Origin of the sequence: Herbaspirillum sp. C9C3, from assembly GCF_013359625.1 — a bacterium.
Lineage (GTDB): Bacteria > Pseudomonadota > Gammaproteobacteria > Burkholderiales > Burkholderiaceae_D > Herbaspirillum.
In genome coordinates this window covers 1-25,400 of the sequence record NZ_JABFMQ010000038.1, presented here as the reverse complement: position 1 = coordinate 25,400, position 25,400 = coordinate 1, and the positions used below count along the sequence as shown (strand labels likewise).

The following is a 25,400-nucleotide window of genomic DNA, read 5'->3' as shown; positions in this document are numbered from 1 at the left end:
GCGCCCTTTCTGGACAGAACGCATCTCACGCCTATTTATGAAATGGGTTCTAGTTGATCGTTGCCTTCGACGGTGGATTGCAGGGGAAGCACAAGGCTTCAGTCGAGCGCAGTTAGAGAAAATGGAGCAGCGATAGGCCGCTCAGCCGTTGCTGAAGTCTTCCAGCGGGGCGGCAGGCTTGTCGCGTTCAGGTTTGCGAGGCTTGTAGACAACCTTCGTCACCTGTTTGCGTTCGATATTTTCATGCAGAGCTTTCCCTTGATCGTCCAGCTTGCCTGTGAGTTTGGCGCCGTCCTTGAAGTGGATTTCATAGTCTGCTCCACTGATGCCCGAGCCGGTTTCAGGCTCCATGTAATGCAATGCAATCCAATTATTTTCGGCAGACGTTCCATCGGGTAGTGGCGGAAGCATCGCCCCTGCACTGGCCCCACCCGGAAACGCATGCGTCCCCCCCTTCACCGAAAACGTCCCCGGACAGGCAAACGTAATATTCCCACCCTCCAACGTCACCGAAGCCTGTCCCGCCTGCAGCACGATCTTCTGGCGCGCCTTGATCTCGATGCCCTCATTGACGCTGATTACGCTCACCTCCTTGTCGGCCAGGATCTCCAGCGCATCGGTATGCGCCTGCAACGAGACCGGTCCATTGCCCGCATAAGCCTGGATACCTCCGTCATGCGCAAACAGGGTAGCCGCCTTGCCAGCGGCCAGACTGGCAGTGTCGGTAGCCGTCCAGTGGGTATCGCCCTGGCTGGTCCAGTGCAGGTTCTCACCGGCATAGAGCACCGTGGAGGCAGCGCTGGCCCAGTTGATGTTGGCCGGAGATTCCATCAGCACCGCCGCCTTGGCGAACTTCTCGACCGGTTGCGCGGTGTCGCTCTCGCGGGAACCCTCTTTGCTCTTGAAGGCGTCCTGGCCATTGACGCTGCCCGGATGCTTGCCTTGATCCGCAGGGTCGATGATGGAGATGAAATCCCTCTTGGCCTGCAAGGCATCCGCACTATGCAGCGCCTGCTGCTGCGCGGCAGCGTCGCCCATGGTCCGGGCCAGTTGCTGCGCCCCCTTCAGTTGGGCGACGGCTTCCTGGGCATCCATCTGCGTGCTGGTCACGCTGGCCCCGGCAGCCGGGCGCGCCGTCGAGGAAATCAGCAGGCCCTCCGCACCGCGTACCACGCCCCAAGCGTCACTACGCAGTTCAAAACCCTGACCGCGATAGCTGCCGCGCTGTGCGCCTGTGTCGGCCTGTTCGATCAGGTGGCCGAGATTGAGCTGGGACCTGGCCTGGCTGGAGGCTAGCCGCATGCGCAGTTGCGACTGCGTATCGTCCACCACCCATTGATTGAATCCACTGCCATCATGCGCCGTGCTGTGCCAGCCCGAGATCGTGCCGGCATGGTTGGCTCCGGAATCGGCACCAGCCGGGAAAGGCGGTACATCGCTGCCGTTGTAGAGCTGCGCGACCACGACAGGCCGGTCGATATCGCCCTCGATGAAATCGATCAGCACTTCACTGCCAATGCGCGGCGTGAACTGGCTGCCCCAGTTGGGACCGGACTGGGCTTCGGCCACGCGTACCCAGGTGCCGGAGGCGTCGTTGCCGGGCGCGTTGCCGTCTTTGTCATCGAGGTTGCCGGTTTCGCGCAGGCCGCCAGGATTGGGAGCCTGGCCGCGTTGCCAATGGAACTGCACCTTGACGCGATGATTGCGGTCCGTGGTGACAGCAGTGTCCGGCAGGCCGGTGACCAATGCGGTCTGCGTGCCGCGTGCAGTTGGCTTGAGACGCTCCGTGATCGCGGTCGGCACGACAGGAACCACATCGCGCACGGCCACGAAGCTGTTGCGGTAGGTGCCGGCTTTGAGATCGTCGTCTGAGCTGGTGCCCGGAGAGGGTGAGCTGACCAAGCCTTGCCCGAGCGAAGCAGGCAATACCTCATCAAGGACATGGGCGATATTGTTGTCGAAATTGTTGCGCGCACTATGGCTGACCGAAAGCAGCCTGAAGCGGTTCTCTCCCTCCGGATAGCGCTCATGCTGGATCAGGGCGAACTGAACACCGGCACAGAGCTGGCGCACCGCGCCTGCGCCTTCGAAGCACTTGTTCTGCAGTTCCATGGCCTGCAGCATCAACAAGGCATGGTCCGATGCCGCCTTCTGGTCGGCAAAGTCCTGCTGGCCGCTGCCGTCGTAGACCGGCAGGGCAGGGAGCTCGCCAGCATCCAGGCTGGAGCTCTCTTCGGCCGAAGCTGAAGAAATCTTCTCAGGATGCCAGCTGGCCAGGGCCACCGCGTTGGAACGCACGCTGCGCACGGCGCTGAAGTCGGTGATGGCATCACTGGACTCGGTGGCTGCGACACGGTGAAAGCGAATGCGCGCATCGCCACCCGGCAGGTCCGGGGCCTTGGCGTTACGGTCGAAGATGATCAGTTTGTGCCGTGCCTGTTGCTGGCCGGAGGCCTGGCCATCGTCACCATCCTGCTGATGTTCGAAACGGAAGTTGAGGCCTTCGCTGGCCAGGATGCGGCGCAGGAAGGCGTAATCGCTCTCGCGGTATTGCGTGCAGATCTCGCGCCTGGCAAGCGTCTGCGTGACATCCAGCGAGAAATTGGCTTGCGGATACTCCTTCAGGACCGCGCTGGCGATGTCGGTGACGCTCATGTCCTGGAACAGGAAGCTGTCGCGGCGCCGGTCGAGGAAGGCGAGGAAGGATTCCAGCCGCAACCGGTAGCGTGCCAGACCGCCATCAGCACCCAGCCAGGAAGCCTGGGTGCAGTAGCCGTGCCAGGCGCGTCGGCTGCCATCGACCTGCAGCAGGCGCAGCGTCAGCTCGCTGCCGATGAATTGCTTGAGGTCGAGATCGGTGGAGACGGACAGCGCATCAATGTCGAACCTGAAGTTGTCATTGACGCTCTCCTGGCCGTGGAAGCGCTCCACCACCAAGGATTCAGGGAGGTTTGCGGTCTGGGCGCTGCTCAGAGTGATCAGGCGCGCGTGTTGCGACAGGCCGGGGCCGAAAAGCTGGTTGATGACACTGTTGAGAGTATCGGAAAAAGGCAGATTCATCCGAGTGGTCTTCCATGACAGTCAGGGGAGAGATCACGCTCAGGGCAGCGTAATGGTCAGGTTGGCAGTACGTGGTGCCAGCTTGACGATATCGGCATAGCCGGCCAGTCCGTTCTCGGTGCCGCTGGTGAGCATCCAGTTCAGGCCCAGGTAGGCAAACATGCCGATAAAGGCAAACAGCGAGGCCACCACCCACAACGGCACGTCATTGCGCAGCTTGTTGACGATGGCATCCGGCCGCGACCAGTGCGGCGCGAATCCCGCGCTCTTGCCCTTGAGATGAGCGATTTCGTCACCCAGCCGCGCGGTCAGATAATTCAGTTTTTCCGGTCCTTCGAGTGCGTACTTTCCCTGGAAGCCCAGCAGCAGGCACATATGAAACACTTCCAGCGCCTGGATGTGCGCGTTGCCACGCACCCGCAGGTCTTCCAGCTGCTTGAAGAAATTTTCACCTGCCAGTTGATCGCCGAACATGGTCAGCTGCAACGGGCGACGTTCCCACGCATCGCGGATGCCGAAGCTGGAACGCAGGATGATCTCATCGACCGAGGCACAGAACGCATATTTGGCGGCGTAGACGTCTTCCGGAGAGACGTCAAGCTTCTTTGCATTGCGCTCTACGTCACCCAGGAATTTCTGCATCTTCACCGAGAAGGATGCTTCATCCACAGGCGCACTGCCGTTCTTGAGCATGAAGAGCGCATAGAAGCCGTCATACATCAGATCCAGCAGCGACTTCGCATTCACGGGGGCGCTGGCCAGCTGGGTCGGCGGAAGGTGATCTTGATCGAGCAGGGAGGGGGCCGAGGTCATGTTCATTGCGTCACCGCCAGGAGTTCGAGTTTGAGGTCACGGATGCCGGAGGGTACATAGATGCAGATCGATTGCGCCTGCAGCATGCGTTCGTACATGGCGCCCTTGCTCTCCAGCGTGAAGTAGTAGGTATCAGGGCGTACGGGCAACGCCGCCGGCACCTGCGGCGAGTGCACCAGCTTTACGCCAGGCAGTGCGGCCAGCACGAATTTCTCGACGTCCTCGGGCGCGCCGATCTTGAAGCGCAGCGGCACCACATCGACCAGCTCGATGGCCGGGAGGTCGGCATTGACGGCCAGGTAGAAACTGGTCTTCTCGTCGATCTTGCCCGAGTCCAGCATGCCCATGTGATAAGACGGCTTGTTCTCGTGCAGGGCAATGGCGAAATAGCGCGACGAGATGACGGTGTCGAGCAGTTCGCGGATGATGCCGTCAAGCCGCGCAAACGCGGGTCCGGGATCGCGATGCTCATAGGGCGGCAGGTCGGCCAGCGCCAGGCTGCGCGAGAACGTCATCAGCGACCCTGCCAGGGCGAGCAGTTGTTCGTAGAGCCGTTCAGGATGCAGCATGGGATTGTTCAGGTAGTGCGAGAGACTGGCATAGGCGGTGCTGGCCGTATGCAGCAGCCAGAAAGAGGTGATGTCGCCGGAACGGAATTCCACCACGCTCTTGCTGGGTTCGCGATGGTGCCCGTACAGCGCGCTGACCTTGGCCTGCAAGGCATCGAGCAGGCGGCGAAGCCGCAGGAACAGCAGCGGTGCTGCATGTACCGACAGGCTGGGCGCCACGAAATCAGGATCCAGTTCGAATCCTGATGAGCTTGCCCGACGCAGTCGGACGATAGGGATGCACACCAGCGAATCGCGCGGTTCGTTCTCCGACACCAGCCTCACCGCCTTCTTCAGATAGCTCATTTCGGCCTTGGCGGCATCGGTGAAGAGATCGGGCGTCTCGATATTGTGCTGGATGTAGCGGCTGGACTGATGATTGCCGCTTCCGGTACCGGCGGCGAAATTGCTGCCGAAGCTCTTCAGTGCGGGCAGCGCCGCGTAGAAGGTCACGGATTGCTGCGATAGCGCAATCTCGGTCAGTTCGATGGGGTCGGGCAGGTCATCGCCATCCGGAGCCTTGTATATTTCGCCATCCTGGAAGATGGCCGACAGTTCCAGGATGCGCAGTGTATTGTTGCTCAGGGCATCGCGATCGACCTGAAGCGAACAGATGCCCCAGCAATAGGGATTGAGCGCCAGCGCAGTCTGGTGCAGGCGCGTTTCGTGATAATGATCCTGCCGCTGGAAGTGTTGCGGCCGGAGGAAAAGACCTTCGCCCCAGAGGACTTTGTTGGAGTGATTCACTTGGATTGCCCCGTCGTGATGATTGTCATGTCGCGATGTCCTGCGAATTGTTGTTTGAATTTCACTGACACTGAACTGGTGCCAGCATCAGATTCTTTTCCAGCGGCTTGCCCTGCGTATCGATGGCCACGGCACCAGCACCTACGGTCAGCGAGCAGGACTGCAAGCCGACGGTGATACCGTTCTTCTCGGCCTCATCAGCCTTGAAGACGGCACGCCAGCGCTGCGGCGCCGGGTTGACGAACAGCGCTGCCACGCCGATATAGCCGGCTTCATAACTGACCTTTTCGGAAATCTCATAGCGCTGGCCCGGGACCAGCGTCACTTCCTTGACCTCCAGGAGGTCAGCTCCCAAGGCTTCCTTTTCTTTCTGTGCGCTCAGGAACGTGTCGTATGACGCCTGTTGGAAACTAATGTTCTGCTTGAGCTTATAAATTTTTACGACCAGGGCCAGAGGACGCTGCTGCGAATCGACGTTGAGAGCCTTGGATGCGTGCAGCTTGATGGGCACCGTGCGCGGCTGCTTCATGGAATCGGGGACTTCCGGCGTGTCGGGTTTCTTCAGTCCCAGCGCCTCTAGCGTGGACTTGGCGGCCTGGGCGACCCCGGATGCTGCACCCACGGCGGCACAGCCGGATAGGGAAAAGATGGCAACTCCCGTTGCCAAGTGATTAATCAATCGTTTTTTCAACTCTGCCCCGTTCGTTCTATTGGATTTCTCATGCGCGAATTCTCGCGTGCCGAAAAAATTTTAGGAAGTCTTTACAGATTGTGGAACTGCATTTTCCCGTGAAGGTCTATGCGATACATTTGGACGAGCTTAAGTTCAAATTACTCAAAACTATTAAGTCGGGCAACAACCTGATAGTCGTAATTAGAACGTGGCGTAGTTGAAAAGTGCGGTTTCCAAGAGCATCAATTTCGCCGGAAAACTGCCGTCGCATCTCATTTGCAGCCTAAAAATCAGGAATCTCCGGAATTTTTCGGTCCCGACTAATTTGCTTGTGCGATTTCGCGCAAGGTTTTCTTAATGTCAAAAATATAAGGAGTGAATTCCAATGCGTGCGAGCAAATTGAAGGCGGGTGTGATCGTTCCGGCACTGCTGGCGGTGATGTTGGCCGGTTGTGCCAATATCCAGAACAAGCCCAATCCGGAGGACGACGCCAAGAACACGCTGGAAAACGGGGTGGCCCAGGCCAACACCGCGCAGGCCGAAGGCAAGACCGATGAAGCCGTGTCAGTGCTGAAGATAGTGGCCAGCCGCTTCCCTGCCGACAAGACTCCCTGGGTGCGCATTGCCCAGATCCGCTTCGACGCCGGCGATTACAGCGATGCGATCGTCAATGCCCAGGAAGCACTCAAGCGCGACCCGTCCGACAAGGTCGCCAACAGCATCGTGACTGTGTCCGGCCTGCGTCTGGCGACGAAGTCGCTGGCGGATCTGCGCTCGCAGAATGCGCTGAACGGCTCGGTCAAGACCGAAGCCCAGGACCTGACCAAGATCCTGCGTGAAAGCCTGGGCGAAAACACCTTGGTGCCGCCACCGGGCAAGCCTGTCGCTGCATCTCGTGCGCGCGGCAAGGTCGTGCGCAAGGCGGTCGCACCCTCAGCTGATACCGATGCAGGCAATGGTGGCGGCAGCGGCCCCAATCCATTTGGCAATCTGAAGTAAGGCGAGCCGGCGGGACGCCTTGCGTGTTCCCGCTTTTCAAGCCGCCTCAGGCGATGGGGCGAGTCACTCAAACAGCAGCGGAGCAAACATGGCCAAAAGAGAAAGCATCCAGAAGAAACTGCAGAAAGTGCGTCCCCCGCGCGTGCAGATGACCTATGACGTCGAGATCGGTGACGCCATCGAAAAGAAGGAACTGGCCTTCGTGACCGGCGTGGTCGGCGATTTCGGCGGGAACTCGGAGGTGCCGCAGCCGCGTCTGAAGGATCGGAAATTCATCAATATCGATCCCGATAATTTCGATGAAGTCATGAAGGGTATCGAACCGCGCGCCGTCTATCGCGTGCCCAACGAGCTCTCCGAAAAGGGGGGTGAATTCGCGGTGGAACTGAAGTTCCGTTCGATGGAAGATTTTCGGCCCGAGTCCGTGGTGCAGCAGGTCGAGCCCCTGCGCAAGCTGCTGGAAGCGCGCACCAAGCTGGCAGATCTGCGTAACAAGATCGCCGGCAACGACAAGCTGGAAGACATTCTCAGCGACGTGCTCAACAGCACCGAGAAGCTGGCCGAACTCAGCAAGCAAACCAACAAGTAAAAGAGATCCCCATGTCCGCTCAAGCCAATACCGAAGCTGCCGCAAGTGCCGCGCCCGCTGCTGTCGGCAGCACTCTTCTGGATGACATCGTCGAACAAAGCAAGGTCGCCAAGTCCTCTTCCGAACATGATCGTGCGAAGGATCTGATTTCCGAACTGGTCAGCCAGGTCATGGAAGGCACGGTAGTCGTCTCGGAAAACCTGTCGGCCACCCTGGATGCGCGCATCGCGGAACTGGATCATCTGATCTCCAGCCAGGTCAGTGCGATCATGCACGCGCCCGAGTTCCAGAAGCTGGAAGGCAGCTGGACCGGCTTGAACTACCTGGTCCGCAACACCACCGTTGGCGAGAACCAGAAGATCAAGATCCTCAACGCCACCAAGAAGGAACTGGTCAAGGACTTCAACTCGGCACTGGAATTCGACCAGAGTGCCATGTTCAAGAAGGTATATGAAGAAGAATTCGGTACCTTCGGTGGCGCGCCTTTCGGTGCCTTGCTGGGCGATTTCGAGATCACGCGCCAGCCTGAAGATATGTACTTCATCGAGCAGATGTCGCGTATCGCCGCAGCCTCCCATGCGCCCTTCATCACGGCGGCCTCGCCCGAGCTGTTCGGCCTGGAGAGCTTCTCCGACCTGGGCAAGCCGCGTGACCTGTCCAAGGTCTTCGATACGGTTGAATACGCCAAGTGGAAGTCATTCCGTGAATCCGAAGATTCACGTTATGTCGGCCTGACCCTGCCGCGCTTCCTGGGTCGTCTGCCCTTCAATCCCAAAGACGGGACGACGGTCGAAGGCTTCAACTTCGTCGAGGATGTCGATGGCACCGATCATTCCAGATACCTGTGGTGCAACGCCGCCTATGCCTTTGGCAGCAAGCTCACCAAGGCCTTCGAGGACTTCGGCTGGTGCGCGGCTATCCGTGGTGTGGAGGGCGGCGGTCTGGTCGAGGACCTGCCCACCCACACCTTCAAGACGGATGAAGGCGAAGTTGCCCTCAAGTGCCCCACCGAGATTGCCATCACCGATCGCCGCGAGAAGGAGCTGTCGGATCTGGGCTTCATTTCCCTGGTCCACTGCAAGAATACCGACTATGCCGCCTTCTTCGGCGCACAGTCTGCCCAGAAACCCAAGAAGTACAACACGGACGCCGCCAATGCCAATGCGGTCCTGTCCTCGCAGTTGCAATACATCTTTGCCGTCTCGCGCATCGCTCACTACATGAAGTCGATGATGCGGGACAAGATCGGCAGCTTTGCTGCCGCTTCGAACGTCGAAGACTTCCTCAATCGCTGGATCGCGCAATACGTGCTGCTGGACGACAACGCCACGCAGGAAGCAAAAGCGCAATTCCCGCTGCGCGAAGCTTCGGTACAGGTGTCGGAAGTGCCGGGACGGCCAGGCGTTTATCGCGCCGTGTCGTTCTTGCGTCCGCATTTTCAGTTGGATGAACTGTCGGTGTCGCTCCGGCTGGTTGCGGAGCTGCCGCAGGCAGGTAAATCCTAACTATTTTTTCCTCCCTCATGTTTACAGGATAAGTTATGGCAATTGACGTCTATCTGCAAATCGACGGCATCAAGGGTGAATCCACTGATGACCTGCACAAGGATTGGATCGAGTGCAAGACCGTTGACTGGGAAGTCCTGCAGCCGAAGTCGGCAACCGCATCGACCGGTGGTGGTCACACCGCCGAGCGCTGCGAGCACAAGGACATCGTGTTCACCAAGGTGGCCGACCTGGCCTCGCCCCTGCTGCTGCAAAACTCCTCCTCGGGCAAGACCATTCCGAAGGCCAAGTTCGAATTCATGCGCGCCGATGGCAAGGGCGAGCGCGTCCGCTACTTCGAGATCGAACTGACCAACGTCATGATCAGCAGCGTCAAGCCGACCATCGAGTCGGGCGAGATCTTGAACGAAAAGGTCGGCCTGAAGTATTCCACCGTCAAGTGGAAGTACACCCAGCAGAAGAAGGATGGCGGTACCGCCGGTAACACCTCTGGCGGTTGGGATCTTTCGACCAACAAGGTCATCTGAGGCTACCTTGCACTGAACGGATGAGCTGTCGACAAAAGAACAGCCATTCATGAAGCGTATGACGTCCGCCGGTCTTCCGGCGGACTTCCGCTTTCAACGCCTGTTATGCCGACTTCAATGTCGTGCGATCCAAGCAATAACCATTCGATCATCCGATCACCAGACGGGGGAAACGCAGATGAAAGGCTTCGCGCCCAGCCTGTTTGACAAGTTGATGAATGACGGACCCCGTTCCGCCGTCAGTCCTGTCGTCAGCCGTCTGTCGATAGAAGAGCTCAAGGATATGGTGGCACGGGACCTGGAGGCGATGCTCAACACGCGCTCGGTGGTGCCTGAGGAATTGCTCCAGCAATATCCGGAGTGCAGCAACTCCATCATCGCCTACGGCCTCAATGATTTCGCCGGGATGAGTCTGGCCAGTCTCGATGACCGTACCGCGATCTGTCACTCCCTGGAAGAAGCGATCTCTCGGCACGAGCCGCGGCTGCGCAATGTGAAAGCCACGCTGGAAATCCAGGAGGGTTCGATCAACCGTCTCAACTTTGCCATCAGCGCCTTGCTGGTGGTCAACGCTGCGCGCGAGACTGTCAATTTCGATGCCGTACTGCAGCCGTCGACCCTGCAATATTCCATCAGCAAGTCGCGAACGACCCGCATAGGAGTTTAAGTGCAAGAGCTGCTACCTTATTACGAGCGCGAGCTGAGCTTCCTGCGGCGCTATTCCCGCGAGTTCTCCGAGCGCTATCCCAAGATCGCGGGCAGCCTGCTGATGGCCGGCGAGATCTGCGAGGATCCGCACATCGAGCGCATGATCCAGTCCTATGCGTTGCTCAATGCGCGCGTGTCCAAGCGGCTCGATGATGACTATCCCGAATTCACCGAGGCCTTGTTCGAGGTCCTCTATCCGCATTACCTGCGTCCTTTTCCCTCCTGCTCGATCGCGCACATGGATTACGCGGCGTCGGCCGCGCAGCTGACCAATGCCTCCGTGATCCCGCGTGGCACGTCGCTGGCCACCCGCCCCGTCAAGGGCGTGGTCTGCCGCTTCCAGACGGTCTACGATATTCCGGTCGCTCCGATCCGTCTGTCGCAGGCAGTCTTCTCTCCCATCATCGATGCGCCCGAGGCCGTGGTATTGCCGACTTCGGTGAGCTCATCGCTGTCCATCACCATCGAGACGACGGCGGAGTCGCTGGCCCTGGCCAAGCTGGGTCTTGCTTCACTGCGGGTCTTCATCGATGGCGAGGCTTCATTCTGCGCGGCCCTGCGTGACAGTCTCTTCATCCGCAGCACGGCGGCCTGGGTCGAATTGCCGCGCAGTGGCCGTTGGACTGCCCTGCGCAAGCTGCCTCTGGCCGAGGTCGGGTTTGCCGAAGAGGATGCACTGATCGATTTCCCCTCGCAGTCGCATCCAGCCTATCGCTTGCTGACGGAGTATTTTGCCTTCCCGGAGAAATTCAATTTCTTCGATATCGATCTGTCGGCCATCCTCGCCGTCCTGCCTGCGGGGGCCAAAAGCTTCACCTTGCACCTGGGCCTGTCCGGCCTGCGTGCCGATTCGCACATCGCCCGGCAGCTCGGTGGTGTCAGTGCGGCCAATCTGCTCTTGGGCTGCACACCGGTCATCAACTTGTTCAGTCAGCGCGGTGATCCGATCCGCCTCACGCACGCGGGTGCCACCTATCCGGTACTCCCTGACGGGCGGCGCGCCTTCGGATACGAAGTCTATTCGATCGATTCGGTACAGCTGGTGCGGCAGACGCCCCAGGGGGAGTCAGTCACGCAGTTCCGTCCCTTCTATTCGCTGCGCCATGGACAGGCCCCCGAAACGGATGGCCATTACTGGGCAATGCGTCGCGATGAACTGGTCGCCCTGAAGAGTCCGGGCTATGAAACCGAAATCTCCATCGTCGATATCGATTTCAATCCGGCCAAGGTCGAAACCGATACCCTGAGCATTGACCTGACCTGCACCAACCGCGATCTTCCGGCGCTGCTCACCTACGGGCTGCCCGGTGGCGACCTCAGCATGGAGGGTGGTGGCGTCACCCGCACAGCCGCTCTGTTGCGCAAGCCGACCCTGCCTTCGCGCTTCGAGCGAGGGCGCGGGGCGCAATGGCGTTTGATCTCGCATCTTTCGCTGAACCATCTGTCCCTCATGCGCGGCGGGCTGGAAGCCTTCCAGGAGATGCTGACGCTCTACGACCAATCCAATTCACCCATTTCTCAGCGCCAGATCAGTGCTATCGCCGCCATCGAGCACAAAGCCACTACGGCGTGGTTGCCGGGTAATCCCTTCGCCAGCCTGGTGCGGGGCATCGAGGTCAGATTGACCGTTGACGAGGAGGGCTTTGTGGGCAGCGGACTGCACGCCTTCGCCAGCGTGATCGATCGCTTCATGGGCTTGTACGTCCACGCCAACAGCTTCTCGCAGTTGATCGTGATATCCAAAAGAACCGGGGAGGAACTGCTCAAATGCAGGCCACGCAGCGGAGATTTGAACCTAGCGTGATCGAGCGGCTGTTTGCCGCTCCTCACCGCTTCCAGTTTTTCCAGGCCGTGCGCATGATTGAACTCTGGTTCAAGCGCAACGGCGTTCCGCATGAACGTGCGGTCAGCGATTTCCTTCGCTTTGCCAATCGCACGGTACTAGGATTTCCTGCCAGCGAAATCGAGGGCATCGACACCTACCCACCGCGCCAGGAGGCATCGGTCTCGGTCAGCGACATGGAGCAGGCGCTACGCAGCGGCCAGATGAAGTATGTCCGGCTTACGCCTACCTTCATGGGCTTTCTGGGCGGCAGTGGTTCTCTTCCGGCCCATTACACCGAGCGCATCGCGCGTCATCAGATCGAGCAGCGCGATGAAGGCCCGAGGGCCTTTCTGGATGCCTTCTCCACCAGGTCGCTGGCCTTGTTCTACCAGGCGTGGACCAAGTATCGCCTGGCCTTTCAATATGAGGCCGGTCGGCGTGACACCTTCCTGCCTTTGCTGTTGTCCCTCTCGGGGCTTGGTTTCCGTTCCTTGCGCGAGCGCCTGCAGGATCGTCATGGCAACGGCGTACGTGACGAGTCGCTGGCGCATTTCGCCGGTGCCTTCCGCCACCGTCCGGCCTCGGCACCCTACATGCAGAAGGTGTTGGGCGAATATTTTTCGGTACCGCTGCAGATCGAGCAGTTCGTCGGCTACTGGTACAAGGTGCCGCGCGAACACCAGACCATGTTGGGCTCGACCAATTCCGCGCTGGGCACGGCCATGGCTGGTGAACGTGTCTGGCAGCGCGACCTGCGCATGCGGCTGCGTATCGGCCCGCTGGCGATGAAGGACTTCGAACAGTTTTTGCCTGGCAAGAAGGCCTCTCTGGCACTGGCGCGCATGTTGGGCATGTTCACCGGAGCCACCCTGGAATATGAAGTGCAGCTGGTGCTGCGTGCGCAGGATGTCCATGGGATGGCGCTTGCAGGCACACGTGAAGGAGGACGCCTGGGCTGGGACACCTTCATCGCTACCGTGCCCGAAACACGGGACCGTGCCGATATCCGTTACGAAATTGCAGTTCAGTGATGTGAAGAAAAACCACAAAAACCGAGACGGCCGCCACGACCGTCGCCACTACCAGCAGGAAGGAAACGCAGCATGGGCATCAACCTCAAATCCCTGATCAGCAAGCTCAACGACACCGCGCGCCTGGCCACCGAGCGTGCGGCCACGCTGTGCATGTCGCGCGGCCAGTATGAAGTGGATCTGGAACACCTGTTCCTGGCCCTGCTGGAACAGCCGCAATCCGACTTCAGCCTTCTTGCACGTCACAGCGGCATCAGCGTCGACAGCCTGCAAGCCGATCTGGAACGCGAGATCGGCACCTTCAAGAATGGCAACACGCGCACACCTGTGCTGTCTCCCCATCTGCAGACGCTGTTCGAGCATGGCTGGCTGATCGCTTCGCTGGACGGCGGCAATTCCGCCATCCGCAGTGGCCATCTGCTGCTGGCGTTGCTGACCCAGAGCGAGTTGTCGCAACTGGCCTATCGCGGCTCCAAGCTCTTTGCCAGATTCAAGGTCGATGAACTCAAGCATGATTTGCACAGGCTCACCGAAGGATCGGTGGAGGCCCCGGCGACGGCAGACACCGGTGGTGAGGTTGGCGATGACGAGATGACTGGCGGCGACCCCGTGGGAGAACTCAAGCAGCGCGGCGCCAGCAAAACGCCGGCGCTGGACCAGTACACCACCCAGTTGACCCAACGCGCCCGCGACGGCAAGATCGATCCGGTCATCGGGCGCGATGCGGAAATCCGCCAGGCCGTCGATATCCTGCTACGCCGTCGCCAGAACAATCCCATCCTGACCGGCGAGGCCGGTGTCGGCAAGACTGCCGTGGTCGAGGGCCTGGCCCTGCGCATTGTCCAGGGGGATGTGCCGCAACCCTTGCGGGGCGTGGAGATTCATACGCTGGACATGGGCTTGCTACAGGCCGGCGCCAGCGTCAAGGGTGAGTTCGAGAGTCGCCTCAAGAACGTGATCGACGAAGTCAAGAAAAGTCCGCACCCCATCATCCTCTTCATCGATGAGGCGCACACCATGATCGGTGCCGGTGGCCAGGCCGGACAGAACGATGCCGCCAATCTGCTCAAGCCCGCCCTGGCGCGTGGTGAGTTGCGTACCATCGCCGCTACCACATGGAGTGAATACAAGAAGTATTTCGAAAAAGATGCTGCGCTGGCCCGGCGATTCCAGGTGATCAAGGTCGAGGAACCGACTGAGGAAGTGGCGTGCGCCATGCTGCGCGCCATGGCACCGCTCATGGAAAAGCATTTTGGCGTACGCGTCTATGACGAAGCCATCACCGAGGCTGTCCGGCTCTCGCACCGCTACATCAGCGGCCGCCAACTGCCGGACAAGGCCATCAGCGTGCTGGATACGGCCTGCGCCAAGGTCGCGTTGGGGCAGAATGCCACGCCCGCGCTGCTGGAAGGCGTCACGCGGCGTCTGGAGCGCCTGGACGCAGAAATCATGGCGCTCCAGCGCGAAACTGCCAGCGGCTCCGAGCACCATGCGCGATTGGCTGACCTGCAGGCGCAGCACGCCACTGCCCTGGCTCAACAGGGCGAACTACAAACACGCTGGGAGCATGAGCGCGGCTTGAATGAAAGCATCCAGCAGGTGCGCGCCGCACTCGAAGATGCCAACAAGGAAGGCAGTGCCGCCGGCGAGGCTGACGCTGCGCGTGCCGAACTGAAGCAGTTGCTGGAAGAGTTGAAGCAGCACCAGGGCGAAACCCCGATGGTCCCGGTCCAGGTGGATGGCCATGTGGTCGCCGAGATCGTGGCCGGCTGGACCGGCATCCCGCTGGGCAAGATGGTCAAGGACGAGATCAAGACCGTGCTGGGCCTGGATGCCCTGCTGCGTGAACGCGTGCTGGGGCAGCCGCAGGCAACTTCTGCCGTGGCGCAGCGCGTGCGCACCTCGCGTGCCAACCTGGATGATCCCGGCAAGCCCAAGGGGGTGTTCCTGTTCGTGGGGCCGTCCGGTGTCGGCAAGACCGAGACGGCGCTCGCCCTGGCCGACGTGCTCTACGGTGGCGAGCGCAAGCTCATCACCATCAACATGAGCGAGTACCAGGAGGCCCACACCGTCTCCGGCCTCAAGGGTTCGCCACCGGGCTATGTTGGCTATGGTGAGGGTGGCGTGCTGACCGAGGCGGTGCGGCGCAATCCGTATAGCGTGGTCTTGCTCGACGAGGTCGAGAAGGCTCACCCGGATGTACTGGAGCTGTTCTTCCAGGTCTTCGACAAGGGCGTGATGGATGATGGCGAAGGGCGCGAGATTGACTTCAAGAACACCATCATCATCCTCACCAGCAATGTCGCCTCTTCCCAGATGATGCAGGCTTGCCTGAACAAGGCGGCTGAAGAATTGCCGACACCCGATGAACTCGACGCGCTGATCCGTCCACAACTGGTAAAGGCCTTCAAGCCCGCTTTCCTGGGACGCCTCAAGGTGATTCCCTATTACCCGATCGCCGACGAGGTGCTGGTAGAGATCATCAAGCTCAAGCTGGCCCGCATTGCCAAGCGGATCGCCGAGAACCACAAGGCCGAGTTCAGTTACGACAAGGCGCTGGTCGAGGCCGTACTGGCACGCTGTACCGAGGTCGACTCCGGCGCTCGCAATGTGGACAACATCCTCAACGGCAGCCTGTTGCCGGAGATCGCCGAAAGCGTGCTGGCGCGCATGGCCGAAGGCCAGGGCATCGCCCGCATCAAGGTATCGGCCAGCAAGAAGGGCGATTTCAAGTACACCATCCAGTAAGCTCGCGAAGTGACCAAGACCATGCCGTGTTCATCTCCATTCCTTCATGCCGCAGGTTCCGCCGGTGACGCAATCCGACCAGACGCGGGGCGGTCATGAACGCCTCAGCTATTGCCGCCCTGGCCGGTGCGTGGAATCAATCCACGCGTGTGATGCGGCTGCACCTGCCAGCGGGTGCGGACCTGGGCGCAGATGCGCTGATGGCCGAGAAGCTGCAGGCCGTCGAAGAAATCAGTGCCTTCCACGACGGAAATGACATCCCCGAGGTTGACCGGGCCATTGCCGGTTATCGCCTGCAGTTGTCTTGCCTCAGCCTGAACGCCGGCATTTCCCTGCGCAAGCTGCTGGGGCAGGCGGTGCTTGTCGAACTGGACACCGATGGCGCACCGCGCGCCTTCCATGGCCATGTCACCGATTGCCGGATGGAGGGCGCCAACGGCGGCATGGCCCGATACGTGCTCACCATCGAACCCTGGCTGACCTTCCTGCGGCATCGCCGCGACAGTGCGGTATTCCAGGACATGACGGTGCCGGAGATCATTGACTCCGTCTTTCGCGACTATCAGGGCCAAGGCAGGCTGCAACCGGCCTGGCGACTGGACTTGCAGGATGCCTCGGTCTACGCCAGGCGCAGTCTGGCGACGCAGTACCAGGAAACCGACTTGGCGTTCGTCAACCGGCTGCTGGCCGAGGAAGGCCTGTTCTACACCATCGAGCACAAGGGCGATGCAAGCAGCGCCAGCCTGGGTACGCATACCGTGGTGATTGCCGACCACAACGGCAGCTTCAAGCCCAATGCACGCAAACGGATCGCCTTCAGCCAGCCGGGCGCGGTGATGCCGCAGGACAGCATCGATCGCTGGCGCAGCGTGCGCCGCTGGCAGAGCAATGCGGTTGAAATCCTCACTTGGGATTATCGCCAGGCCGCAGTCAGGGAGGCCAGCAGCACGAGCAGTGGCGGCGACCACGCCAACGGCAGCCAGGGCGAAACGCCGGGCGGGCTGTTACTGACCCTGCGCGATGCGCCCGGCGTCTACGCCAACGAGAATCGCGCGCAGGCTGAGCGCCAGGCACGCAACCAGCTACAGGCCATCGAAGCGCGCAATGAAGTCTTCACAGGCACGGGCACCGTGCGCAGCCTGAGCCCTGCGACAACGTTCACGCTCACCGGTCATTACGACCATGTTGGCGGCGCGGAGGATCACTTCGTGCTCCTGCGTGTGGTCCATCAGGCGCACAACAACCTGAACGCCGATCTCAAGGCAGAGGCCATGCGCTTGCTGGGCGAAGCCACGCTCGACCAGGACGCAGTTACGAGTTCCCTGCTGGATGCGGCCTTGCAGCCTGCTCGCGGGGAAGCTCGGCCGGTCTACCGCAACCGTTTCGAGGCGATCCGCAGCAAGGTGCCGTATCGCCCCTTGGTAACCGATGCCGATGGCAAGCTCCTCCATCCAAAGCCGGTGGCCAGCGGCCAGCAGACAGCGGTGGTCGTCGGGGCCCAGGGACAAGCGGTGCACACTGATCGCGACAACCGCATCCGCGTGCAATTCCACTGGCAGCGCGGCGAACGTAGCCATAGCGGCCTGAGCTCGCCGGCGCCGGATGGTCACGTCGGCGCGCCTGCCAATGAACAATCCGGCACCTGGGTACGCGTGCTGGCGGGCATTGCTCCCACGGCGGGTGCCAATTGGGGCGGTCAGGCAGTACCGCGTGTGGGGCAGGAAGTGCTGATCGACTTTATCGAAGGTGACATCGACCGCCCCGTGGTCATTGGTACCTTGTACAACGGCCGTGGCCAGGACAATGCCCAGGGCAACCAGGCCGGGCAGGGTGCGGGAGCAGCCACCGGCAATGCACCCGCATGGTTCCCAGGTGACGCCGAAGGACATCAGCATGCGGCGGTGCTCTCCGGTATCAAGACCCAGGCATTGGGTACCAGCCAGAGTGGAGGTGGCGCGTACAACCAATTGGTGTTTGACGACACCCCCGGCCAGTCGCGCGCCTCGCTGCAACAGCACGCGGATAGCCATGACGGGGCCAGCGAACTGAACCTGGGCTTGCTGCGCCAGCAGACCGACAATCAGCGGCTGGCCACCACCGGTCAGGGCTTCGAGCTGAAGACTCGCTACAGTGTAGCCGTACGTGGAGGGCAGGGATTGTTGCTCTCTACGGAGAAGGGTTCGGGGGCGCAGCTGGATGTACGGGGGGCGCTCTCGCAGCTGTCCGACAGTGTCGAGAAGCAGAAGCAACTGGCGGAGACTGCGCAAAAACACAATGCCAAATTCGAGGGCGAGACCGAAGCGGGAAAATTGCCCGCCGTGGAGTCCTTGGCGGAGTCCGTCGAGGTGCTCAAGGCGAGTGCCACGGCTTCGGCAGGCAGCAGTGGTGGTGACGATGGCGGTGAAGCAGGCTCAAGTGCCGCGACGGCTTTCAGCGCACCGCAGTTGCAGCTCTCCAGTCCGGCCGGTATCGCTGCGGCCACTCCGGCCAGCGCTATCCTGGCTGCGGGTGTGACCAGCAGCGTCACGGCCGGCAAGGACATCAACCAGATTGCGCAAGGCAATCTGCATCATCTGGCCAAATCGGGCATCAGCCTCTTCACCTATGGCAAGGCCAGTGATGCCAGCAAGCCGGTTCAGGATGCTGGCATGGCGCTGCATGCGGCGTCGGGCAAGGTCATCGTGCAGAGCCAGGCTGGCAAGACGCTCATGACGGCGGCGAAGCAGGTGACGGTGGCCAGCGTGGGGCAGGATGTGCAGATCACGGGAAAGCAGCATGTGCAGTTCAGTGCGCAGGGTGCGTGGCTGAAACTGGAGGGCGGCAATATCGAGGTGCATGGGCCGGGGGCGATGGAGTTCAAGGCGAGTGCAAAGGAGTTGACGGGGCCGGCAAGCTCTGGCTCCAGTGCTAGTTTGCCTGTACCTGGACCGTTAGCAGACTGTGAGTACAAGATTGGTGTCTGACGGAACTCGAATCCGATGAATGGTGGAAGAAGAATCTCATCATGGGCCAATTACAAATCAATGAACAACTGCGTGCCGTCTTGTTTCAATTGCGCGAAGTCAATCCGGGGAGCTATGTCCACTTGCTCCTTGATGGGAATCACCCTTGCGCTGACGACGATGAATTGCATATCACGCGGCTGAAGAAACGCGATATCCCTGCAGAGGCCGTTCTGGTGCCGCGTGCCGACTTTGCTCACGACCCAGCGATTTGCCCCGCCTTGGTGACCTTGTATTCCCCTGGTGATCGGGGGTACCCCGACGAGGCGCTGCTGGATTTGAGCATCGCTCATGCTTGGTACCGGCGCGATAGTATCAACGGCAGTTATGTCTGTGGATGGCTGGTGTCGGAAAGTCCTGCTCATCAAGTCGCCAAACATCTGGCTCCCGCGTGCGAGTTATTCGACGTGACGCGTGGATGTCGTCGCGTGCTGCCGTTGTTTGAGCCTCATCGTCTTTCGCTGATTGCTGATGCGGGACGTGAAAGTTTCCTGCGGCGCTGGATCGGGCCGGTCAGTCACTGGATGTGGCTCGATATGAAAGGAGACCTCCGGAGTCTCGCTGCCAGTGATTTGGCCGATGGTGTCCCAGGCAAGGATCACCTCAGCCAGCGCCACTGGCAGGCGCAGCAGCGGGTAGCGAATGCACGAGTGGTCGCCGTGGCGATGGCGGATGCTGGTCACATGTTGCCTGTCTACCCCGAAACTACCATCGACTCATCCCTGCAGCGGGCCGCTGCGCTGGGATTGCAGCGCACAGAAGATCTGGTGTTCTTCGCGCTCAATGATTTTTCTTTTTCACGCGCTTGGTCAAGCCATCCCGCCGCAGCGACTGCTATCAGGCAGGCGCTGCAAGGAGAGCAGACCTTGAGTGAACTGATGTGCAGGCTGACTGACGACACACTGGAAGAGATTGCTGCCACACGCGAGGCCGGGCCAACGCTATTTGGAGATTCTGATGGACACTGATGTCACGCAAGTTAAATCAGCCACCGGCGCAGCTAAGATGCGCGCCAATGCCGATAGCGCCCAGAAATGCGCTCTCGGCAGCAACGGTCAGTGCAGTTTCTGCCAGCGCACTGGCTATCCGATTCTCCCATTACGCTATGCGGTCAAGCCGGCCTATGTCACTACATTGAACACGAATCTGCTTTCATTGCCGCAGATGGAAAAGTTCTCTGCGCAACCGCTCAAAGGAAACCGATACACCCTGCGGGTGCTACGCAAAGGGTATGTTCATGTTTACCTAGGAGTGAAAGGCCACTGGCAAACGTATGCGGTGACTGAGGACGGCTATCTGCGTTTGATGAAGAATCCGGATGATCCGGACGCAAAGGCCGATCGTCCCTTGACTGAGGCGTGCAAGCGGGACGGCCACAATATCCCCGCGAGTTTCATCAATATCCCAGAACGTTATAAAAAAGTATGGATCGGGTTTGCCGACATTGTGTGGCGGAAAGAGGTGCGTGAGGCTTTCGAGGCCAAGCCAGACGCACGTATGCAGCGGGTAGACTGCAGCGCTTTGGCGGCTAATCCGGGGCAGCACGAGCATGCTTTGGAGCTCAGTGAAACGGCGATCGAACTACATAACTTTACGGAAGAGTATGCACTGGATGACAAGGAATACAAACTACGGCGTACCTATTTCGCTGAGGTGTTGTCAGCAGAGAAAACGGTGAAACAACAGTTTCTGTGGGAAAGCCTACATGGGAACTTTTCGCGTGCCGGGCACCTGACTGCACTCGGCAGCCACGTTAAAGCCTATTCGCAGAAGACGTCAAAGCAGTTTGGCGCAACACGCAAGATCGCAGCCGTCGCCTTGGCCGATCCTGTAGGGATGGTACAAGAGCTCAATACGACACGTCTGTATTTCATCAAGGCCCGCCAGAATTTCACCGATAAAGTGATGCGTCCGTTGCTCATTTCGAAATCTATTCTCGGCTTGAAGGACTACTTCGAGAGGACCGCACTAGTCGTGAGGACTATGGATGAGAAGAAAAAGAACCTGCCTGACCAGCAGACCGAAACGATAGGCTATTCCGATCCTATGCTGGGTTTGGGCGGCACATCTACCATTACCACCACTCGAAAGGAAAGGGCGAGCCAAGATGCTCAGGTCGCTTGGCGACGTATCGCCGAGCGCTACAGTGAACCGAATCGCGCCGACTTCGATAAGCGGTACGAAGCTGGCATGAAGCTATTCAATGAGCAGATTGAACTGCAATCAGCGGATTGGGCCGCATGGGCACAGGACAGTGCCTGGACCAATCATCTTAGGGACTATCGCACGAGCTTTGGTAGTGACTACCGTGCTTTGGTGCAGAACTATGCGCCGTGCCTGGCGGGCGGTTGTGGCGAAGAACAGTACACGCAGGCGGTTTGGAAGACCTGGCTGGTGGGAAGGGTGGACGATCCTAGCTTGCCTGTATATCCGGTTCTGTTCGGCAATCGTAAGGATATCCTTGCTTATCTTGTACCAGCTGACGGGGAACTGAACAAAGGCGACAAGTTGTACGACTTTGCCAAGAATATCGTCGCCTCGGAAGAGAGTGGTGAAGTTAAAAAACGGGTGAAGGAGCTCACGCTTTCCGCCAAGGATGATCTGGCCCAGGTGGCTCTCGCTCTGTCAGCATCGATCAGCCGGTTGGAGGTCCAGATTACCGCACAGGCCGCGCTCATCGCCCATCGTGCCATACAAGCCGCCATGACCTTATATGAAGATGTTGAACCCATCTTCATCAAAGTTTCCCTTACCGTCGGCGAGTATCAGCGTTTGATATCAGAAGTTGCTTTTAAACTAGGTAACAAGTTACGTAAGGACGTTGGTTCGCTGGTATTCGGCGGGCTGCTCAACATTAGTAATCCGGCGGTCAGGGACAAGACCATCGATATCATCATCTGGTCTTTTGACAGGGCAGCGACCGTCAAGTCGACATTGGCTAAGGCAATGCTCGAAGGTAAGGAGGGCACACTAGGTGCGGCACGGGCCTTGTCGATCTCCAGCATCATCATCAGCAACACCGCCAATCAGGAACTGCGCAGCCTGGGTCAGAAGCTGGAGCTCAATGCAATGCAGGCAAAGAATCTTGTGCGCGACATGCTGAGCAAGAACTTGAAGATCGCTGAGATTGGAGAGCCTCTGCTAGGAGTAGGGGCGATGTTCTTCCAAGCTTGGGCCTTCAAGTCCTCCGTCAAGGATGTGAAGGAAAAACTTGGCGCGGATGGTCAGGAGGCGCAACTGGCGTTGTTGTCGGCGGGTTTGGGCCTCGTGGCGGCAACCATTGAAACGGTAGGTGTATTGTTCAAGACGGTGGGAAAGGAATTGGTGGGCAAGGCGCTCGCTAAGCTCGCTGGATTCATCGGGGCCGCTTCTTGCCTTGTTGATGCCATTCAGTCGGTATTTGCGGGAAATCGGGCTGGATCGCGCGGTGACTCGAACGCCCGCAACGCATACTATGCTGCGGCCGTCTTGTTCGGTGTGAGTGCTTTTGTCAGCAGCTATGCAGTAGCAATCGGTTCCAGCGCGCTACTGGGTCCGATCGGTCTTGCGCTACTGCTAGTTGGTCTGGGTATAGGATCGATCTGGTATGCGATGAACGCGGAATCAACACAGGCGGAAATGTGGGCCGACCGCTGTTACTTTGGAATCAATCGGAACAAAAGGGGAAAATGGAGCGACGCCGAATTCTCCATCGAGGTGGCTGAACTAAACTCCATTGTCATTGGCCTACGTGTAGAGCTAGGCTCTCGCAGTTTCATTACACGCACATGGGGTGGCATGGTCGATTTTGACGGGCACTCGGATGATAATGTCAAACTGAAGATTAGCTTTGGAATGTTTGACATAGAAAAGTCGGCCTATGAATGGGCCTGGTACGCCAGGCACAAAAAGTACGGCACAGTACTTATCGCAAGCGGGAAATATGGATCTACGCCGTGGAAGCTTGCCAGCGTGGCGGCTGGGAATCTCAACAAGAGCAATCTTAAAACTTTGCAGAGCGTAGATCTTTACCAGCCAACACTGACCTTCGATGATAAAGGGAGTGTCGCGGCGGCAGTGCAACTGGGCTACGCTAACATTGATACGGCGGAATTTGAGGAAACCAGCCTACAGGTTAATTACTGGCCGGACAGTGGAGAACCGTCATGCCTAACAGGAACAGTTGTCAACGAGGAATTGTAGATGAGCCGCACCCGGTCCCGTTTTAATCCGCCCAATCAACATTGGTACGAGGATTTACCCGACCATCAGGCAGACTTCGGTCGCGATATAGAGTCCCCTACGCTCGCTGACGACATCAATGCAATCAGCGAAAGCTATCTGGAAGTGTCGCGCGCGGGCAATGTGATCCGGGGCGGTTTGCTGATGGTGGGCACCGTAATGCTTGTGTTCTTCTCTTGGGTAGTGATGCACCTGGTAGCGGCGAGCATCGGGCCAGATGACGCGCTGATCTTTCCTATCATTAGTTGGAGTTTGCTTGCTTTGGGGATGATATGCGCCATTTTCGGTATGATTCTGGACTGCAGCATTCCGCGTGATATGCCAGTGCGTTTCGACCGCGATAAATGCAAGGTCTATGCCTATGATTATCCAATTCGTCTGATGCCGTTTCCACCCCGTCGGTCGAAACTAAAGATATTTTCCTGGCAAGACGTGCAGGCCGAGATTACCAAGCAGTCCGGTTACAACGGAAAAGCCTATGTCGTCCGCTATGCGCTGGTTCTTGTGATCTGTCAACCCGGCACCGATCAAGTGGTTGATCGCCTCACGCTAAAAGGGAACGACATGACCGTGCGCGGCTTGGAGGTGCTTTGGAGTTACATTCGTCGCTATATGGCCGAGGGGACCGTCAATTTACCGAAAGTGCAGCCGCGGCACCAAGGTGTAACTCTGCGTCGCAGCTTGTTTTCCTATATGCCCTATTTCGACCCGTCGACGGAAGGCGCCCAGTTTCGCAACCGCATGGGTGCAGTCGACTGGCTGCTGGCGCTGGTCATGATGTGGTTTTTCTGGATCTGGCTGCCTCTTGGGCTTTGCCATTACGTTGCAATGAAGTGTGCTCCAGAGCCGCGTTGGCCTGCAGAAGTGGATGAAGAGAGTCGGCGGGGGAAAAAGAAAATTCTTTCATGAGTACATCGCGGTTTAATCCACCGAATTCCCTCTGGTATGAGGACCTCCCGGCCCGAGCGGCTATGGCGGAGGAAGAAGTTTCTGTCATGGCTTTGCAAGAGGATGTGATCGGTGTCGATCAAGATAAACTGGATATTTCTCGCACATCCTCCATTCTGCGAGGCGGTTTCATTTTTATCGGAATGGTGGTCTTGCTGATACTGTGCTGGTTCGCGCCACATGTCTTCACGTCTATCTTTACACCCCCGAGATCTGTATTGGTGATAACGATCTTGACGATTCAGAATCTTGCACTGGCCGGTTACAGCCTGTGTTGATTTGCTCGCAGATTTGACCCTCTCAATTTGACCCACCTTCCATTGCCTGCTGAAGGCAGCCACTCGGTCATATGACCCTTCATATCCCAGCTCTCTCAAGTCCAGGAACATCTGTTTCAGGGTCCTTCTTTGCTTGCGAGATTTGACCGCTTCTGCGCTTAGCCAAGCAGAAAGTCTGGGGGCGAAGGAATCAAGCAAGCTTGGCGAATGCCTAGTGGGATAAGAGGGTTCGCTTACCTCTGTGCGAATGTAACGGCGAACTGTGTTGCGGGAAATGTCGAGCCTGCGGGCGATTTCCCGAATTGAGATGCGGTCTCTGATGTACCAGCGTCGAATAATTCCAAGTAGGGCCACGTCTATCACTCCGTTCTCCTGCTCGCTGTCATGAGCAGGATTGTGGTCTAAACATGGGTCAACTTTGGATGCAAATTACCTGTGAAGGTGGGTCAGTTTTCAATGCAAATTAACAGTCAGCAGATCGAATTTTGAAATTTCTCACACCCGAGAATAAGGAATACAAGCTCTTTCGTTACTTGAAAAAGGCTCTTTTTGAAGATCTAAGGGATGGACTGCATATGGAGTTGGTCCCCACCGAAAAGAAGGATGGATCTGCAGTTCCAGGCTATTCGACCTTCCGCCTGCTCAACAGCCGTGACGAGATATTGCATGAGGTCTCCTATCACGCTCAGTTCTTCGTTGATCTCTATCTCGGAGATTTCACTGCATCAGTTGATCGCGATCTCGGAACATGGGACTTCTTCGTGGGATTGATGCGTGGCGTAGAAGAAATCGCCAGCAAGTGCGTAGAAAATCCTGAGCTGATCGGTCCGGACCTGGATCGTATCCGTGTACCCACAGGAGCAACCTGCCCCAAGACAGGATTTTGGCTTGTCGCGGACTTATTCGACGACAAGAAAAGAATTGAAGAAGGAAAGCCGATGCCGAGCTCGCTCGGGCGGGATGTGGTGTGGGAATGGCTATCGGTTGATATTGTTCCTCCAGAATTCTTCTTATAACCTGTCACGTCTGATTGTAGCCGCGACAGGATCGAACGCAGTGACCCTGACCTGCTCCCCAATTTAGTACGAGAACGACTTGGAGTCTGCGGTTAAAAAAG

Annotated in this window: 18 protein-coding genes; 13 read left to right on the top strand and 5 right to left on the bottom strand. The window is 58.7% G+C overall.

The window, feature by feature from the left end; translation table 11 throughout:
• Positions 1 to 141 precede the first annotated feature (141 nt).
• From HNO82_RS21070 to tssJ, 4 genes are all read right to left on the bottom strand, one after another.
• Positions 142 to 3,060, bottom strand: a complete 2,919-nt coding sequence (locus tag HNO82_RS21070; RefSeq protein WP_175345027.1) for a type VI secretion system Vgr family protein — start codon at positions 3,058 to 3,060, stop codon at positions 142 to 144.
• Between the two features lie 39 nt (positions 3,061 to 3,099).
• Positions 3,100 to 3,879 carry a type IVB secretion system protein IcmH/DotU gene (gene icmH / locus HNO82_RS21065; protein ID WP_175345026.1) on the bottom strand — a complete coding sequence of 260 codons (780 nt, stop codon included), beginning with the start codon at positions 3,877 to 3,879 and terminating at the stop codon, positions 3,100 to 3,102.
• The gene (gene tssK, locus HNO82_RS21060; protein ID WP_008332282.1) at positions 3,876 to 5,228 is read right to left on the bottom strand and encodes a type VI secretion system baseplate subunit TssK; all 1,353 of its coding nucleotides are present in this window, start codon (positions 5,226 to 5,228) and stop codon (positions 3,876 to 3,878) included. Before tssK ends, icmH begins: the two co-directional genes overlap by 4 nt.
• Positions 5,229 to 5,289: 61 nt before the next feature.
• Positions 5,290 to 5,919: a type VI secretion system lipoprotein TssJ gene (gene tssJ / locus HNO82_RS21055; protein WP_034351050.1), complete on the bottom strand. Its 630-nt coding sequence runs from the start codon at positions 5,917 to 5,919 to the stop codon at positions 5,290 to 5,292.
• A 367-nt stretch (positions 5,920 to 6,286) separates the two neighbouring features.
• Here tssJ and HNO82_RS21050 point away from each other — a divergent pair, with 367 nt between their 5' ends.
• From HNO82_RS21050 to HNO82_RS20995, 12 genes are all read left to right on the top strand, one after another.
• Positions 6,287 to 6,901, top strand: coding sequence for an outer membrane protein assembly factor BamD (locus tag HNO82_RS21050; protein WP_008332278.1), 615 nt, complete (start codon positions 6,287 to 6,289; stop codon positions 6,899 to 6,901).
• An 88-nt stretch (positions 6,902 to 6,989) separates the two neighbouring features.
• The gene (tssB, locus tag HNO82_RS21045; protein ID WP_175345025.1) at positions 6,990 to 7,490 is read left to right on the top strand and encodes a type VI secretion system contractile sheath small subunit; all 501 of its coding nucleotides are present in this window, start codon (positions 6,990 to 6,992) and stop codon (positions 7,488 to 7,490) included.
• Positions 7,491 to 7,501: 11 nt separating this feature from the next.
• Entirely contained in the window at positions 7,502 to 8,995 is a 1,494-nt protein-coding gene (tssC, locus tag HNO82_RS21040) for a type VI secretion system contractile sheath large subunit (protein WP_008332275.1), read from the top strand.
• Between the two features lie 35 nt (positions 8,996 to 9,030).
• Positions 9,031 to 9,522, top strand: coding sequence for an Hcp family type VI secretion system effector (locus HNO82_RS21035; protein WP_175345024.1), 492 nt, complete (start codon positions 9,031 to 9,033; stop codon positions 9,520 to 9,522).
• A 178-nt stretch (positions 9,523 to 9,700) separates the two neighbouring features.
• Positions 9,701 to 10,189, top strand: a complete 489-nt coding sequence (gene tssE / locus HNO82_RS21030; RefSeq protein WP_175345028.1) for a type VI secretion system baseplate subunit TssE — start codon at positions 9,701 to 9,703, stop codon at positions 10,187 to 10,189.
• Positions 10,190 to 12,034: a type VI secretion system baseplate subunit TssF gene (gene tssF / locus HNO82_RS21025; RefSeq protein ID WP_175345023.1), complete on the top strand. Its 1,845-nt coding sequence runs from the start codon at positions 10,190 to 10,192 to the stop codon at positions 12,032 to 12,034. It begins immediately after the preceding gene.
• Positions 11,998 to 13,086: a type VI secretion system baseplate subunit TssG gene (gene tssG / locus HNO82_RS21020; protein WP_175345022.1), complete on the top strand. Its 1,089-nt coding sequence runs from the start codon at positions 11,998 to 12,000 to the stop codon at positions 13,084 to 13,086. The genes tssF and tssG overlap by 37 nt, the downstream gene beginning before the upstream one ends.
• Positions 13,087 to 13,158: 72 nt before the next feature.
• Positions 13,159 to 15,834, top strand: coding sequence for a type VI secretion system ATPase TssH (tssH, locus tag HNO82_RS21015; RefSeq protein WP_175345021.1), 2,676 nt, complete (start codon positions 13,159 to 13,161; stop codon positions 15,832 to 15,834).
• Between the two features lie 95 nt (positions 15,835 to 15,929).
• Complete coding sequence (locus HNO82_RS21010; protein WP_175345020.1) at positions 15,930 to 18,797, top strand: type VI secretion system Vgr family protein; 2,868 nt, start codon at positions 15,930 to 15,932, stop codon at positions 18,795 to 18,797.
• 41 nt (positions 18,798 to 18,838) lie between these two features.
• Positions 18,839 to 19,804 carry a hypothetical protein gene (locus HNO82_RS21005; RefSeq protein ID WP_175345019.1) on the top strand — a complete coding sequence of 322 codons (966 nt, stop codon included), beginning with the start codon at positions 18,839 to 18,841 and terminating at the stop codon, positions 19,802 to 19,804.
• Positions 19,794 to 23,018 carry a T6SS effector BTH_I2691 family protein gene (locus tag HNO82_RS21000; RefSeq protein WP_008332266.1) on the top strand — a complete coding sequence of 1,075 codons (3,225 nt, stop codon included), beginning with the start codon at positions 19,794 to 19,796 and terminating at the stop codon, positions 23,016 to 23,018. Before HNO82_RS21005 ends, HNO82_RS21000 begins: the two co-directional genes overlap by 11 nt.
• On the top strand, positions 23,019 to 23,966 hold the full coding sequence (locus HNO82_RS20995; RefSeq protein ID WP_008332265.1) for a DUF6708 domain-containing protein: 948 nt from the start codon (positions 23,019 to 23,021) through the stop codon (positions 23,964 to 23,966).
• Here HNO82_RS20995 and HNO82_RS22490 read toward each other — a convergent pair.
• Positions 23,876 to 24,637, bottom strand: a complete 762-nt coding sequence (locus HNO82_RS22490) for a helix-turn-helix domain-containing protein (protein WP_502709282.1) — start codon at positions 24,635 to 24,637, stop codon at positions 23,876 to 23,878. The two genes, HNO82_RS20995 and HNO82_RS22490, sit on opposite strands and share 91 nt — an antisense overlap.
• Before the next feature lie 131 nt (positions 24,638 to 24,768).
• Between HNO82_RS22490 and HNO82_RS20985 the strand changes: the two genes are divergently transcribed.
• Positions 24,769 to 25,299, top strand: a complete 531-nt coding sequence (locus HNO82_RS20985; protein WP_175345017.1) for a hypothetical protein — start codon at positions 24,769 to 24,771, stop codon at positions 25,297 to 25,299.
• Positions 25,300 to 25,400: the final 101 nt, after the last annotated feature.